The sequence below is a fragment of the Microbacterium panaciterrae genome (assembly GCF_039541635.1).
GTDB lineage: Bacteria > Actinomycetota > Actinomycetes > Actinomycetales > Microbacteriaceae > Microbacterium > Microbacterium panaciterrae.
On the sequence record NZ_BAABGP010000010.1, the window covers coordinates 58,021 to 73,516 of the forward strand.

The following is a 15,496-nucleotide window of genomic DNA, read 5'->3' on the forward strand; positions in this document are numbered from 1 at the left end:
CGCGAAGGCGCCGGATAGTCTGGCTGAACCCGCATCCGGAGCCGCCGGATCCGGCGAGTGGCGCAGGACTCGGGGAGGCACGGTGTCGGCTCCTTCATCGCTGTCGCAGGGCCTCGCACTGCTCGGATCCGCCGTTGCGCGGGAACAGGCCGGGCGGTCGGGGTACAGCGCGTCCCGCCTCGCCGATGCCACGGGGATCGAGCGCAGCCGGGTGTCGCGGCTCACCCGGGAGCTGCGTGCGCTGCGATTCCTGCAGCGCGACGAGGACGCGGTCTTCCGTGCGGGCGACGCCTACTTCCGTATCGCCGCCGCCCTCGACGCACCCTGGCTGAGGGCGGCACGGCAGGAGTTGCGGAAGCTGGCATCGACACTGCGCATGACGGCGCGCGTCTGCGCCGCCGACGGCGCGGCAGCGCTCGTACTGCGCACCGAGGCCGGCGTCGGAGCGACCGACCTGTCCACCCGATACGGGATGGTGACCCCGATCTGGTGCACCGGTGCCGGCCGCGCGCTGCTCTGGGACCATTCCCCGGAGCAGCTCGGACGACTCCTCCAGGACGTGCAGTTCGTCGGTGTCGGAGGACCCGCGGCGGCGCGCACGGTCGGGGAGGTGCAGGCGCTTCTCGAGCGCGACAGGGCCATCGGGGTGATCGCTGCCGTCGATGAGTATGCGGAAGGCGTCGCCGAGTTCGCACTGCCGATCCTCGGGCGCTCCGGGATCGTGGCATCGATCTCGATCAGCGGCTCCCCGCAGGGTGCCCGCCGGACACGGGCAGCGCTGACAGCCCTGCACGAGGTCCGCGACCGTCTCAGCGCATCCGCGAGCGGTCAGTGAGCCCCGTGCCGTCCCGGGCGTCCGTCCGGCGCTCCCAGCGCGTCCGAAAGCGCCTCCGCCGCCGCGACGCAGGCCTGCGCGAGTTCCGCCGTGCGTGGTTGCAGTGTCCGCCGCTCGCCGACGATCTGGATGCCAGCCGCAGCATCGCCTCGGAAGTCCCACACCGGCGCCGACACGGAGTAGAGACCGGGCTCGGCTTCCTGATCCACGATCGCGTATCCGCGGTCCCTGGCCTTCTGCAGCCGAACGAGGAAGTCCTCCACGGACCTGGGTGCGTTCGGACCCGGGCTGGTGAACGAGGTCTGCGCGAACACGGTGCGCACCTCGTCGTCGCTCGCGTCCCACAGCACGGCCTGACCCGCGTCGCTGCAGAACGCGGGGTAGGCGCGGCCGACCCAGGACCCGATCATGCGCGATCCTGCCGGGATGCTCTCCACGATCGTCAGCGTGCTGTCGCCCTGGAGGATGCCGAGGAAGCACGCCTCACCCACCGACGACGCCAGCTCGTCGAGCACCTCGAGTCCCGTGGTGCGCATCCGGCGGGCGGTGAGATCCTGTGCTGCCGCGTACCAGCCCCAGCTGAGGCGGTAGCGGTGGTCGTCGCCGCGCACCACGAGATGCTGGTCGGCGAGCGCGGACAGCGTGCGGGAGACCTGGGAGCGCTCGCGGTCGAGAGCATGCGCGACGTCCTGGACGGTGGCCCCTGCGGGGGAGTCGGGCAGGAGCTCGGCGAGCGCGGAGAGGACGTCGAATCCGCGACCCATACTCGTCCTGACCTGGTCGAGATCCTCGGCGGTCGGCATGGCACGAGCGTACTCGACTGCCGTCCCGCGTCCTGCGCGGGACCGGCCCGGAGGAAGGATCCGCGATGACGGGGACGACCACGGCGGCGGGCGCGGGCGGCTCCGATCCGATGCTGCCCGTCACGATCCTGGACGGTGGCCTGTCGACGGCCCTGGAGCAGCAGGGGATCACCGTCGACGGCGCGCTGTGGACGGCGCGGCTGCTCGCGGACGAGCCGCAGCGGATTGCGCGAGCGCACCGCGACTTCTTCGCGGCAGGGGCGGACGTCGCGACCACCGCGACGTATCAGGCCAGCGAGCGCGGCTTCGTCTCCGCGGGATTCGACGCGGCCCAGGCTCGTGCCCTGATCGGTCGCGGGGTGACGATAGCCCGCGATGTGCGCGACGAGTTCGCGTCCGTCCGCCCCGGACTGCGGGTCGCCGCGTCGGTCGGTCCGTACGGCGCCGTTCTCGGCGACGGTTCCGAGTACCGCGGTCGATACGGCATCTCGGCGGCCCGGCTGCGAGACTTTCACGCCCCGCGGCTCGAGACTCTCGCCGCAGCCAGCCCCGATCTGTTCGCCGTCGAGACGATTCCCGACGTCGAGGAAGCGGTGGTGCTCTCGGACCTGCTCGACGAGATCGGCCTTCCGTTCTGGTTCAGCTACTCCGTACGCGGGGATACGACCTGCGCCGGACAGCCGCTCGCCGAGGCCTATGCGGTGCTCGCCGGATCGCGGGCGCTCATCGCGGCAGGCGTCAACTGCTCAGACGAGGCCGACGTGCGCAGCGCCGTGGAAATCGCCGTGCGTGAGACCGGTCTTCCCGGTGTCGCATATCCCAACCGGGGCGGACGCTGGGACAGCGTCACCAAGACCTGGTCGAGGGCGCGGGCCTTCGATCTCGATCTCGTCGACGCCTGGATCGGCGCCGGGGCGCGTCTCATCGGAGGCTGCTGCGGCTGCGGCCCCGATGACATCCGAGCGCTCGCGCGGCGTGTGCACGGGCGCGACCCGTCCTTAGCGGTTCCATAGCCGCACCAAAGCCCCTGTCCCGGCGCTCTGCACAGCATGGATCCATGACCCCGGATCCGCCCCTCGACCTCGATGTCGTCGTCCCCGTGCACAACGAGCAGGACACCCTCGAGCAGAGCATCGCGCTGCTGCACGAGCATCTCCGCGCGGAGGGGCCGGCCAGCTGGCGCATCACGATCGCCGACAACGCGAGCACGGACGGCACGGCCCGGATCGCCGACGAGCTCGCCGCACGGCTCGACGGCGTCGTCGCCGTGCACCTTCCGGAGAAGGGCCGGGGCCGCGCGCTCAGCGCGGTCTGGTCGGCATCGCCCGCACGGGTCCTGGTGTACCTGGACGAGGACCTCTCGACCGACCTGCGGGCGCTCGGTCCGCTGGTCGCGCCGCTGCTCTCCGGCCACTCCGACCTCGCGATCGGATCGCGCCTCGCGCCCGCCTCGCGCATCGTCCGGGGAGGCAAGCGCGAGTTCGTCTCGCGCTCGTACAACCTGCTGCTGCGCGGCGCGTTCGGCGTGCGATTCAGCGATGCGCAGTGCGGGTTCAAGGCCATCCGCGCCGACGTCGCCCGTCGCCTACTCCCGTACGTGCAGGACACGGAGTGGTTCTTCGACACGGAGCTGCTGATCCTCGCGGAGCGTTCGGGACTGCGCATCCACGAGGTGCCGGTGGACTGGATCGACGACCCGCACAGCTCGGTCGACGTCGTCGGCACCGCCGTCGCCGACCTCAAGGGCATGCTGCGGGTCGGCCGGGGGCTCACGGCCGGGCGCATCCCCGTCGACGACATCTACCGCGACATCGGCCGGCATCCGTTCGCCCGCCCCGCGGTGCCGTTGCTCGCCCAGGTCGTGCGCTTCGGCGTGATCGGGGTGATGTCGACCGTCGCCTACGCGCTGGTCTACCTGCTGTTCCAGCTGATGATGCCCGCGCAGGTCGCCAACTTCCTCGCGCTGCTGGTCACCGCCGTCGCGAACACGGCGGCCAACCGCCGCTTCACGTTCGGCATCCGCGGCCGGGCCGGCGCGTCCCGGCACCATCTGCAGGGCCTGGTCGTGTTCGGGATCGCCTGGGCGCTGACCTCGGGATCCCTCGTGATCCTGCATGCCACGGATCCGCATCCGGGCGCCTTCGTCGAGGTCGGCGTGCTCACGGCCGCGAACCTCATCGCGACGCTGCTGCGCTTCGCGCTGCTGCGGCTGTGGGTGTTCCGCGATCGCACCGACGAACCACCGGCCGAACCCGCGGCCGAACTCCTGTCCACCCGGCACCACCTCACGATGCTCGCTCAGGAGGCGAATCGATCATGACCGCATCCGCAGCCCTCACCCACGACCTGCCCGCGCACCCTCCGGGAGCGTCGCCGTCGACCGGATCGCGCGCCGCCGTGCCGCACGGGCCGGGCGAGCTCACCCTCGCACGGGCGCGCTGGGAGGTGCCGGCCTCGCTGGGCGTACTCCTGCTCACCGGCATCCTCTACGTCTGGAACCTCGCGGCGAGCGGCTGGGCGAACGCGTTCTACTCCGCCGCGGTGCAGGCCGGCACGCAGAACTGGGTCGCGTTCTTCTACGGCTCCAGCGATGCGGGCAACTCGATCACGGTCGACAAACCCCCGGCCAGCCTGTGGATCATGGAGCTGTCGGCGCGGGTGTTCGGGCTCAGCTCGTGGAGCATCCTCGTCCCCGAGGCGCTGATGGGTGTGGCGACCGCGGCGATCATCCTGTTCACGGTGCGCCGTCGGTTCGGCGCCACGGCCGGACTGATCTCGGCCGGTGCGTTCGCGCTGACGCCGGTCGCGGCCCTGATGTTCCGCTTCAACAACCCCGATGCGCTGCTGCTCCTGCTGCTGACCGCCTCGGTCGCGCTGACGCTGCGGGCGCTGGATCGGCAGCAGCTGCGCTGGCTGCTGCTCGCCGGCGTCGCCGTCGGCTTCGGGTTCCTCACCAAGCAGCTGCAGGCCTTCCTGGTGCTGCCGGTGCTCGCCGGGGTGTACTTCGCGTTCGCCGGCACGACGATCCTGAAGCGGATCTGGCATCTGCTCGCCGCGCTCGGCGCGGTGATCGTCTCGGCGGGATGGTGGGTCGCCGTGGTCGAGCTCGTGCCGGCCTCTGCCCGGCCGTACATCGGCGGCTCGCAGACGAACAGCTTCCTCGAGCTGACCTTCGGCTACAACGGCTTCGGCCGCATCACCGGCGCGGAGACGGGGAGCGTCACCGGTGGCGGCGCCCGGGCGACCGCGGGCGGAGGGATGTGGGGATCCACGGGCCTGTTCCGCCTCTTCGAGAACGACATCGGCGGGCAGATCTCCTGGCTGATCCCGACCGCGCTGATCCTCGGCACGGCGGCCCTGGTGCTCATCGGCCGTGCCCCGCGTCGCGATCCGCGGCGGATCCTGATCGTCGCCTTCGCATCCTGGCTGGTGGTCACGCTGCTCGCGTTCAGCTTCATGGCCGGCATCTTCCACGCCTATTACACGGTCGCGCTCGCGGCTCCGCTGGCCGGGCTCCTGGGCGCCGCGGGCGTCGTCGTCTTCCGGCATCGCGACCGGCTCTGGGTGCGGATCCTGCTCGCCGCGACCGCGGTGCTCACCGCGATCTGGGCGTGGGTGCTGCTGGATCGGGCGACGGGGTGGCTGCCGTGGCTCAAGGTCGTCGTGCTCGTGGTCTCGCTGCTCGGCGCCGCGCTCGTGCTGATCCCGCCGCGGTCCCGGATCCTCACCGCCTCGACCGTCTCGGCCCTGCTCGTCGGCGCGCTGCTGGCGCCCGCCGCATACACGCTGGAGACCGTGGGCAGTGCGCACTCGGGCTCCATCGTCACCGCGGGACCCGCGGTCGCGGGCGGGTCGGGTGGCTTCGGCGGTGGGTTCCGCGGCGGGTTCGCCGGCGGTGCACCCGGAGCGCTGCCACGCGGCGGGACGGGCGCCGGGCAAGGCGGCACGGGCGGGTTCGGCGGGCGGCAGGCGCAAGGCGGGACCGGAGGTGGCCAGGGCACGACGGGCCAGGGCACGCAGGGCGGCACCGGGACCTTCCCCCAGGGCGGCGCACGGCGCGGCGCGGGCGGGGCGGGCGGCCTGCTCCAGGCGTCCACAGTGAGCGCGCAGCTGAAGACTCTGCTCACCGCGAACGCGTCGCAGTACACCTGGGTGGCGGCCTCGATCGGCTCGCAGACCGCGGCCGGCTACCAGCTGGGCACGGGCGGGGCGGTGATGCCGATCGGCGGCTTCAACGGCAGCGATCCGTCCCCCACGCTCGCGCAGTTCCAGGCGGACGTCGCGGCGGGCCGGATCCACTACTTCATCGCCGGTGGCAGGATGGGCGGATCCAACGGCGGCAGCGACGTCTCTTCGCAGATCTCGACGTGGGTCAGCGCGCACTTCACGGCTCAAACCGTGGACGGCGTGACGATCTACGACCTGACAGCGCAGAATTGATCCGACAGCGAAACGGGGCACGATCATGACGGATCCGCAGCACGACGCCGACACCCGGGGGGCCGCCCGCGGCACGCCCCTCGGGCTCCCCCCGCTCCTGCGCGCCGACGGGACCCCGGCCAGGGCCCTGGTCGTCGACGACGAGCAGGCGCTGGCCCGGGCCGTGGGCGGATCCCTCGAGGCCGACGGCTGGGAGGTGCGGATCGAGCACCGCGGACGCGGCGCGCTCATCGCGGTGCGCGAGTTCCAGCCCGACGTGGTGGTGCTGGACATCATGATGCCCGACATCGACGGACTGGAGACCCTGGATCGGATCCGCGCGATCCGTCCGGAGATCCGCGTGCTCTTCCTCACCGCCCTCGACGGCCACGACGACCGGATCGCAGGCCTGCACGCCGGTGGTGACGACTACCTCACCAAGCCGTTCGCGATCGCCGAGCTGCAGGCGCGCGTGCGGGTGCTGGCCAGGACGGCCGCCGCGATCGCGCGCCCCGCCGCGTCCGTGCTGCACGTGGGCGACGTCGTGCTGGACAAGGCGGACTCTGCCGCCGCGCTCGCCGGCCTCCCGCTCGAGCTCACCCCGACCGAGTTCGAGCTGCTGCTGCTGCTCGCCAACAACGCAGGCCGGGTGCTGCGCCGCTCGCAGATCCTGGAGACGGTGTGGGGATACGACTTCGGCACCGAGTCGAACGTGGTCGAGGTGTACGTGTCGAGCCTGCGCCGCAAGCTCGCGCCGAGCAGCGTGCTGAGCCTTGAGACCGTGCGGCTGGTCGGGTACGTGCTGCGGGTGGCGGATGAGAAGCGCGAGGAGAGCGACCCGTTCGGCGCCGCTGACGCCGCCGGCGCCGCGGTGGCGCTCGCCGAAGGGGGTTCATGAGACACGCGCGCAGTCTGCGTCTGCAGGTGGTGCTCATCGCGTCGGCCCTGGTCGCCGCTGTGAGCATCGTCGTGGGCGTCGTCTCCGTGGTCTCCCTGAACGACTATCTGCTCGGCCAGCTCGACGGCCGCGTGGTCGGGGCCGCGCATCGCGGCGCCGAGATCGTGGGCGGCACGCTGCCGAACGGGCGGCCGGGGATCTCCGGCACCCCGGGCAGCGCCGGATCGGGGTCTTCCGGATCGGGGTCTTCCGGATCCGGGTCGCACGGATCGACGCCGCCGGCCCGCGATGACATCGTCGGCGCCCCGGGACAGTCTCCCGGCACCGTGACGGCGATCTTCCGAGACGGATCCTTCGCGGTCGGCGGATGGATCGCCGCATCCGGAACGCGACACGATCTCACCGCCGCGCAGCAGCAGACCCTCGCCGCGCTGACGCCCTCGGCCGCAGGTGCGGACGCTGTGCCGATCACGGTCGACCTCGGCGGATCCCTCGGCTCGTACCGGGTCGCCGCGCGCACGGCGGCGACCGGCGCGGTGGTCGTCACGGGGCTCCCGCTCGATCCGGTGTCGTCGGCGACCGGGCGGCTGCTGCTGGTCGTGACGCTGGTCGGCATCGCCTGCATCGTGCTGGCGATCCTTGCCGCGGCCCTCGCGATGGGCCGGGCGCTGCGCCCGCTGCGTCGGGTCGCGAGCACGGCGGCGGCGGTGACGGCCGTTCCGCTCGATCGCGGTGAGGTCACGCTCGCCGAGCGCGTGCATGCCACGGACATCGCCTCGACCGCCGAGGTCGGCCAGGTCGGCACCGCGCTGAACGACCTGCTCGATCACGTCGAGCAGGCGCTGTCGCAGCGTGAGCAGAGCGAGTCGACCATGCGCCGATTCGTCGCCGACGCGAGCCATGAGCTGCGCACCCCGCTCGCGACGATCCGCGCCTATGCGCAGTTGTCCGACCGCGCAGACGCCGACGCGGGAGAGATCCGCGGCAACGCCGCCCTCATCGATGGCGAGGGCGTGCGGATGAGCGCGCTGATCGATCAGCTGCTCCTGCTCGCGCGCCTCGATGCGCTGCCCGAGGTGGCCAGGGAAGACGTGGATCTGCGCCTGCTCGTCGCGGAGGCGGTGCTCGCCGCGCGCCTCTCCGGCCGGGACCACACCTGGGTGATGGAACTGGGCGAGGATCCTGCCGTGGTGCGCGGCGATGCGGCCGATCTGCGCCGGGTGGTCGACAACCTGCTCGGCAACGCCCGGCTGCACACCCCGAGCGGCACGACGGTGCGGGTGCGGCTGGAGGAGGTGCAGGCGGCGTCCGTGGGCCCGTCCGTCCGGCTCACCGTCGCGGACGACGGCCCCGGCCTCCCCGACGCCGTGCGCGAGACCGTGTTCGAACGGTTCGCCCGCGGCGAGACCTCGCGCTCGCGGGAGGGCGGCGGCACGGGTCTCGGCATGGCGATCGCCCGCGCCGTCGTCGAGGCGCACGGCGGCACGATCACGATCGGCCCCGGACCCGGCGCGACGTTTGTGGTCACCCTGCCCGTGGAGGGTCCGACCGGTGCCGTTCCGGACCCGGAACCGGATCCACGGCCCGCGGCGCGGACTACGCTGGATGGGTGACAGCGTACGTCTCGGCTTTCGATCTGTTCTCCATCGGTGTGGGACCGTCGAGCTCCCATACCGTGGGCCCGATGCGCGCGGGCGTCGACTTCGCCGCCCGGCTGGCCGCCGCGGGGATCCTGGACCAGGTCGCCCGGGTCACCTGCTCGCTGTACGGATCCCTCGGCGCCACCGGTCTCGGCCACGGCACGCCTGACGCGGTCGTCGCGGGCCTGCGGGGCCTCACCCCGGAGGCGTGCGAGCCCGACGACGTGCGCCGGGCCTGGGCGGATTGGACTGACGGATCCGCACTGGCGCTGAACGGCACGCACGACGTCGTCTTCGACAAGGACGACATCACCTTCGAGCCGCGCACGCGCCTGCCCGGGCACCCCAACGCGATGACCCTGCGGGCGCTCGACGCCACCGGGACCCACCTCGCCCAGGAGACCTATTACTCGATCGGCGGCGGCTTCATCCGTCGCGACGGCGAAGAGGCGCGGATCGGGGCCGCCGGGTTCCCGTTCGCGTACCGCGACGCGGCCTCGCTGCTCGAGCTGTGCGACGAGCACGGGCTGACCATCGCCGAGCTCGCCCGGCGCAACGAGACCGCCCTGCGATCCGAAGAAGACGTCGCCGCCGGCCTCGATGCGATCTGGAACGCGATGTCCTCCTGCGTCGACGCCGGCCTGCACGCCGAGGGCACGCTGCCCGGCATGCTGAAGGTCAAGCGTCGTGCCGGCACGATCCGCGCGCAGCTCGACGAGGTCGAGGCCGACGGGCACCCCGCCGTGCCCGGGGAATGGCTCGGCGCGTTCGCGCTCGCCGTGAACGAGGAGAACGCCGCGGGCGGGCGGGTGGTGACCGCGCCCACGAACGGCGCCGCCGGGATCCTCCCCGCCGTGGGGATGTACTGGTGGCGCTTCCTCGCCGACTCCGGTCTGGGAGCGGGCAACGCCGTGACCCCGTACGGCGAGCTGGTCGGCAGCGCGCTGCTCGGCTTCGGCGCGGAGGCCTCGCTCGTCGCGGTCGGCGCGCTCGAGGATCCCGAAGAGCTCGCCGAGGCCAACCGCCGACGCGGCATCCGCCGATTCCTGCTGACCGCGACGGCGCTCGGATCCCTGTTCAAGGCGAACGCGTCGATCTCCGGGGCCGAGGGCGGCTGCCAGGCGGAGGTCGGATCCGCGTGCGCGATGGCCGCGGGTGGGCTCACCGCCGTCATGGGCGGCACGAACCGGCAGATCGAGAACGCGGCCGAGATCGCGATGGAGCACCACCTCGGACTCACCTGCGACCCGATCGGCGGACTCGTGCAGATCCCGTGCATCGAGCGCAATGCGATCGCTGCCTCCACGGCCGTGACCGCGGCCCGGCTCGCGCTGCGCGGCGACGGCCAGCACTACGTCTCGCTCGACGCCGTCGTCGAGACCATGCGGCAGACGGGCCTGGACATGTCTACGAAGTACAAGGAGACGAGCGAGGGCGGCCTCGCGGTGAACGTCATCGAGTGCTGAGGCGAGGGCTGAGTCGTGTGCTGAGGAGCACGGGCGACGCGGCCCGCGCGTAGGGTGAGCAGATGAGCACGACGCGCCGTCGCGGGCGCCCCAAGGGGGAGTCCGGATCTCGGGACCTGATCGTCGCCGCGGCTGAATACGAGTTCGGCGAGCACGGCTACGACGGGGCGACCGTCCGGGCGATCGCGGCGCGCGCCGGCGTCGACTCCGCACTCGTGCATCACTACTTCGGGACGAAGGCCGACCTGTTCGCCGACGTCATCGGGATCCCGCTGCGTCCGGACGTCGATGTCCCCGCGATCCTGAAGGGGCCGCGCGACGAAGTCGGCCAACGGCTCGTACGGTACGTGCTGGAGGCGTTCGAGCAGCCGGACGTGCGCCGGCGCGGGGTGACCATGATCCGGGTCGCGGTCGGATCGAAGGCCATGTCGCCGGTGCTGGTCGGGTTTCTCGCCCGGGAGCTGATCGGGCGTATCACCGGGTTGCTGGAGTCGCCCGACGCCGCCCTGCGCGCGAACCTCGTCGCCTCTCAGATCGCCGGAATGATCGTGACCCGGTACGTGGTGCGGCTGCAGCCGATCGCCGACGCTCCGATCGACGAGCTCGTCGATCGGATCGGTCCGACGATCCAGCGCTACCTGTTCGACTAGGCAGCCGGCGCTTCTTTCGGGAGGCTCTTGACCGGCGCCCTCGGACGGATCCATAATTCATCACATGATGAATAACGCGGTGGTGATCGACGGGCTGCGGGTGCGGCGCGGCCGGCACGACGTGTTCGACGGCCTCGCGCTGACCATCCCGCGCGGTGAGGTGACGGGGCTGCTCGGCCCGTCCGGCTGCGGCAAGACCACCCTGATGCGCGCGATCGTCGGCGTGCAGCGGGTGCGTTCCGGCACGGTGGAGGTGCTGGGGGAGCCGGCCGGATCCGCGTCGCTCCGGCACCGGGTCGCGTACGGCACGCAGGGCGCCGCCGTGTACTCCGATCTCACCGTGCGGCAGAATCTGCGCTACTTCGCGTCGGTGCTCGGCGTCGGTCGCGCCGACGCCGACCGGGTCATGGAGCAGGTCGGGCTGACGCCCTTCGCCGCGCAGACCGTCGCCGCCCTCAGCGGAGGCCAGGCGAACCGGGTCTCGCTCGGGGTCGCGCTGCTGGGATCTCCCGAGGTGGTCGTGCTCGACGAGCCGACCGTGGGGCTGGATCCGGTGCTGCGGGCCGAGCTGTGGGGTCTGTTCCGCCGGATCGCCGACGACGGCACGACGATGATCGTGTCGAGCCACGTCATGGACGAGGCGCTGCGCTGCGACCGGCTGCTGCTCATGCGCGAGGGGCGGATCGTGGCCGACACGACCCCGGCGGAGCTCCTCGCCGACACCGGGAAGACGGATCCGGAACAGGCGTTCCTCGAGCTCATCGCGCGCGACACGGCCGACGAGGCCGCCACCCATCCGCATACCCGCCGGGAACGGCGCGAGGAGGTCGGATCATGAACCCGCGCCGCACGTTCGCGACCGCGGGCCGGGTGCTCGCGCAGCTGCGGCACGACCCGCGCTCGATCGCGCTCATGGTCGTGGCGCCGAGCCTGCTGGTCGGGCTGTTCGCCTGGCTGTTCACCGACACCAAGGGCGTCTTCGACACCTTCGGCGGGGCGATCCTGGCGCTGTTCCCGTTCATCGTGATGTTCCTGGTGAGCTCGATCACGACGCTGCGGGAGCGCCGCTCGGGCACACTCGAACGCCTCATGACCACGCCCCTCGGCAAGGCCGACTTCGTCCTCGGCTACGCGCTGGCGTTCGGTCTCATGGCGGTGCTGCAGGCCATCGTCACCGTGGCGTTCGCGGTGTACGTGTGCGGGCTGACCGTGGACGGCCCGCTCTGGCAGCTCGGCCTGGTCGCCGTCATCGACGCGCTGCTGGGCACCTCGCTCGGACTGCTGGCGAGCGCGTTCGCGCAGACCGAGTTCCAGGCGGTGCAGTTCATGCCGGTGCTGGTGTTCCCGCAGATCATCCTGGGCGGCCTGTTCATGCCGCGCGACAAGATGCCCGATGTGCTGCACGCGATCTCGGACTGGCTGCCGCTCAGCCACGCGATCGACGCGATCCAGGCCGTCGCCGCGGGCACCGACGGCTGGGATCTGTGGCGTCCCGTGCTCATCGTCGCGGCGTTCGCGGTGGCGTTCCTGATCCTCGCCCCGCTCACGCTGCGCCGGCGCACGTCCTAACCGCGCGCGGCCCGGTTCTTCGTGTGTCGGGTCGGCGCGGCCTGCCAGGGGTCCTCCGGCCACGGATGCCGCGGGTAGCGCCCGCGCATCTCGGCGCGCACCTGCGCGTAGGGACCCGACCAGAACGACGCGAGGTCGTCGGTGACGGCGAGCGGGCGACCGGCGGGGGAGAGCAGGTGGAAGAGCACGGGCACGCGGCCGCCGGCCAGACGCGGCGTCTGGGCCCAGCCGAAGCACTCCTGCAGCTTCACCGCGACCACGGGACGGGTGGCAGGATCGTCGTGCGGCGGGTAGGCGATGCGGATCCGGGATCCGGTCGGCACCTCCAGGCGCTCCGGCGCGAGGGCGTCGAACTCTGTGGCGGCGGGCCAGGGCAGCAGTCGGCGCAGCGCCGGGGCGAGGTCGATCCGCGTCGTCGGAGTGCCGTTCGCGAGGGCGTCGATCTCCGGTCCGAGCCAGTCGGCGAGCGTGGCGGTCAGGGCGGCGTCCGAGACGTCCGGCCAGGGCGCGCCGAGCGCGTGGTGCAGCAGCGCCAGCCGGCGGCGCAGCTGGTCTGCCGGATCCGACCACGTGAAGACGTCGAGGCCCCGCGCCTCCAGCGCCCGTCGCACGGCGTCGCGACCCTCCGGGGCCGTCGGCCGAACTGGGACCGATGCGCGCACGATCGCGCCGAGCCGGCGCTCCCGCCGTGCGGTGATTCGGCCGCCGGTGAACTCGGCCTCGACGCGATCGGTGAGGAGGTGGTCGGCGGCACGCTCCGCGTGCGCCTCCGTGATCGCGGCGGCGGCCCGGATGATGGCTCCGGAGCCGCGCGCCGCCTGCCCTGAGGCGCGAGCCACGTCGGCGACGGCGAGCCATTCGACGCCGGCGAGCGGCCCGCGCACGCCGGCGCGGGTTCCCGATGCGAGCAGGAACGTGGCGCCGTCGGTCGCGTGCTCGACCCGCCGGGCGATGCGCGCGGGGAAGGCGAGGGCGATCACGAGTCCGGCATCGTCGACGCCGCCCCGTCCGTGCGACGGCGGGACGAAGCGCAGCAGCCGCTCGGTCTCCCGCGACCAGCGCTGAGTGTCCGGGCCGCGACCATGGCGCAGCGCGACGATCGCGCCGGCGACATCCGCATCTGCGACGCGCAGGTCACCGCCGAGCAGGGCGACGACTTCGGCCGCCAGCCGGGCTCCGACGAGCGGGCTGCCCTCGATCAGCGCGCGGGCGAGGCGGGGGTCGACCGGGATACGGGCGAGCGCGCGGCCCTCGGCTGTGGCGTGCCCATGGGCGTCGGTGGCGCCGAGATCGTGCAGGACGGTCTGCGCCTCGGCGAGGGAATCGGCCGGCGGAGGATCGATGAGCCGCAGCCCGGCTGCGCCCGGAGTACCCCAGCACGCGAGCAGCAGCGCGGCATCGGCGAGATCCGCCGTCGCGATCTCGGGGGCCGGCCGTGCCGGCGCCGCAGCGAAGGTGCGCTCATCGACGCAGCGGATGACGGTGCCGGGCCCTTGACGGGTGGCGCGTCCAGCGCGCTGCACGGCGGACGACCGGGCGGATCCCGCCGTCACGAGCCCGCTCATCCCGCGCGCCGCATCGCGCCGCGGGAAGCGGGACAGGCAGCTGTCGATCACGAGGCGCACGCCCGGCACGGTGAGCGACGACTCGGCCAGCGAGGTGGTGACGATGATGCGGGGCGGATCAGACGGACCGCGGCCGCGGATCACCGCATCCTGGGTCGGCGCCGACATCTGTCCGTGCAGCTCGCGGACATCGAACCCGCCGGGCTCGTCGCCGCTGTCCTCGCCTCTGAGCCGGCGTGCGATCTCGGCGACCTCGCGAGCCCCCGGCGCGAAGACCAGCACGTCGGCCGCGGGATCCGCACGGACGAGATTCCGGGCGGCGGAGGCGGCCGTGCGGGCCACGTGGTCGAGGAAGCCCCGGGTGACACCGCGCTCGTCGAGCCTCGGCACCGGACTCGGCGCCCAGAGCTCGGTGAGCGGATGAGCGGGCACTGTGTGCGCGACGATCGGCGCCGCGGTGTCGACGGATCCGATCACCGCCGCGATGCGCTGGGCGTCGAGGGTGGCCGACATCGCGACCAGCGTCAGATCGTCGCGCAGTTCGCGCACCTCGCCGAGCAGGCCGATCAGCAGGTCGGTCTCGAGCGCGCGCTCGTGCACCTCGTCGATGACGACGGCGTCGACGCCGTCCAGACCGGGATCCGCGAGCATCCGGCGCAGCAGCACGCCCGCCGTCACGAACTCCACGCGGGCGTGCGGGCCCAGGACGTGCTCCCCACGGACCGTGAAGCCGACCCGGGCGCCGAGCGGCGACCCGTCGAGCTCGGCGAGCCGGCGCGCGGCGGCGCGGGCGGCGACCCGGCGCGGTTGCGTGACGATCACGCGGCCCTCGCTCCGCAATGCCAGCAGGGGAGGGACGAGCGTGGTCTTGCCGGTACCCGGCGGCGCACTGATGACGAGCGACGTGCGGGTGTCGAGGGCCGCCGCGACGTCGTCGAGCGCGGCGGCGAAAGACAGCCCGGCGCCGATCGAGACGAGGTCGAAGGCGGCGGGCGTCATCCGTCCAGTCTGCCCTGCGCACCCGCTGCCGAGCTCTCCGGGAAGAGCGATGCGAGAACCCGTGCGTCGCGCGCGGGTCAGGATCCGCGCAGCTTCTCCGTCAGGGCCGTGAGCGCGCGCAGCTCGTCCTCGTCGAGGCGAGACATGCGCTCGGCGATCGAGCGGCCGTGCACGGTGGCGATCTGCCGGAACGCCCGGGTGCCCGTGTCGGTCGCGTGCACGAGGGATCCGCGTCCGTCCTCCGGATCGGGGCACTTCTCAAGCAGCCCGCGCGCGACCATCCTGTCCACGAGGCGGGAGACGCTGGGCTGGCTGATGAGCATGTTCGCGGTCACGTCGCGCAGCCGGGCGGTGCGGCTCGCGCAGCGGGTCACGGTGAGCAGCACGTCGTATTCGGCAGTGGACAGGTCGGTGCTCTCGAAGTCTGCCGACATGTCCGTGAAGATCTCGTGCTGCGCGCGGAAGAGGCTCTCCCACGCCGCCAGCGCCAGCTTCCGATCACTCATCGCCCCAGCCTATCCACCCGTGGCGCGGGTGGGGCGTGGTGCAGTAAGGGCCGGTCGGAGAGGCTTCCGACCGGCCCTTTGTCCCTTGCACCAAGAGTGTCCTGCAATCACATGCGATGAGAGCCACAGCAAACTTTCACCGTGTG

13 protein-coding genes are annotated in these 15,496 nt (G+C 72.5%); 10 read left to right on the plus strand and 3 right to left on the minus strand.

What is annotated here, in order from left to right:
- The first annotated feature begins 82 nt into the window (after positions 1-82).
- On the plus strand, positions 83-835 hold the full coding sequence (locus ABD882_RS08245; RefSeq protein WP_345185985.1) for an IclR family transcriptional regulator: 753 nt from the start codon (positions 83-85) through the stop codon (positions 833-835).
- On the opposite strand, the gene ABD882_RS08250 is transcribed toward ABD882_RS08245, so the two are convergent.
- Positions 829-1,638, minus strand: a complete 810-nt coding sequence (locus ABD882_RS08250; RefSeq protein WP_345185988.1) for an IclR family transcriptional regulator — start codon at positions 1,636-1,638, stop codon at positions 829-831. The two genes, ABD882_RS08245 and ABD882_RS08250, sit on opposite strands and share 7 nt — an antisense overlap.
- Before the next feature lie 65 nt (positions 1,639-1,703).
- Between ABD882_RS08250 and mmuM the strand changes: the two genes are divergently transcribed.
- The 9 genes from mmuM to ABD882_RS08295 all read left to right on the plus strand — a co-directional run bounded on the left by mmuM (position 1,704) and on the right by ABD882_RS08295 (position 12,280).
- The gene (gene mmuM / locus ABD882_RS08255) at positions 1,704-2,651 is read left to right on the plus strand and encodes a homocysteine S-methyltransferase (protein ID WP_345185990.1); all 948 of its coding nucleotides are present in this window, start codon (positions 1,704-1,706) and stop codon (positions 2,649-2,651) included.
- Between the two features lie 44 nt (positions 2,652-2,695).
- Positions 2,696-3,958, plus strand: a complete 1,263-nt coding sequence (locus ABD882_RS08260; protein WP_345185993.1) for a bifunctional glycosyltransferase family 2/GtrA family protein — start codon at positions 2,696-2,698, stop codon at positions 3,956-3,958.
- Positions 3,955-6,078, plus strand: coding sequence for a glycosyltransferase family 39 protein (locus tag ABD882_RS08265; RefSeq protein WP_345185994.1), 2,124 nt, complete (start codon positions 3,955-3,957; stop codon positions 6,076-6,078). Before ABD882_RS08260 ends, ABD882_RS08265 begins: the two co-directional genes overlap by 4 nt.
- A gap of 25 nt (positions 6,079-6,103) precedes the next feature.
- A complete protein-coding gene (locus ABD882_RS08270; protein WP_345185995.1) occupies positions 6,104-6,955 on the plus strand; it encodes a response regulator transcription factor in 852 nt (283 codons plus the stop codon).
- Positions 6,952-8,568 (plus strand): sensor histidine kinase, encoded by a 1,617-nt coding sequence (locus ABD882_RS08275; protein ID WP_345185997.1) that lies wholly within the window; start codon positions 6,952-6,954, stop codon positions 8,566-8,568. The genes ABD882_RS08270 and ABD882_RS08275 overlap by 4 nt, the downstream gene beginning before the upstream one ends.
- The gene (locus ABD882_RS08280) at positions 8,565-10,061 is read left to right on the plus strand and encodes an L-serine ammonia-lyase, iron-sulfur-dependent, subunit alpha (protein ID WP_345185999.1); all 1,497 of its coding nucleotides are present in this window, start codon (positions 8,565-8,567) and stop codon (positions 10,059-10,061) included. The genes ABD882_RS08275 and ABD882_RS08280 overlap by 4 nt, the downstream gene beginning before the upstream one ends.
- A gap of 62 nt (positions 10,062-10,123) precedes the next feature.
- Positions 10,124-10,711 carry a TetR/AcrR family transcriptional regulator gene (locus tag ABD882_RS08285; protein ID WP_345186000.1) on the plus strand — a complete coding sequence of 196 codons (588 nt, stop codon included), beginning with the start codon at positions 10,124-10,126 and terminating at the stop codon, positions 10,709-10,711.
- Between the two features lie 64 nt (positions 10,712-10,775).
- Positions 10,776-11,549: an ABC transporter ATP-binding protein gene (locus tag ABD882_RS08290; protein WP_345186002.1), complete on the plus strand. Its 774-nt coding sequence runs from the start codon at positions 10,776-10,778 to the stop codon at positions 11,547-11,549.
- A complete protein-coding gene (locus ABD882_RS08295) occupies positions 11,546-12,280 on the plus strand; it encodes an ABC transporter permease (protein WP_345186003.1) in 735 nt (244 codons plus the stop codon). Before ABD882_RS08290 ends, ABD882_RS08295 begins: the two co-directional genes overlap by 4 nt.
- On the opposite strand, the gene hrpB is transcribed toward ABD882_RS08295, so the two are convergent.
- Positions 12,277-14,844, minus strand: a complete 2,568-nt coding sequence (gene hrpB / locus ABD882_RS08300; protein ID WP_345186004.1) for an ATP-dependent helicase HrpB — start codon at positions 14,842-14,844, stop codon at positions 12,277-12,279. The genes ABD882_RS08295 and hrpB overlap by 4 nt on opposite strands.
- 77 nt (positions 14,845-14,921) lie before the next feature.
- On the minus strand, positions 14,922-15,350 hold the full coding sequence (locus ABD882_RS08305; RefSeq protein ID WP_345186006.1) for a MarR family winged helix-turn-helix transcriptional regulator: 429 nt from the start codon (positions 15,348-15,350) through the stop codon (positions 14,922-14,924).
- Positions 15,351-15,496 lie beyond the last annotated feature (146 nt).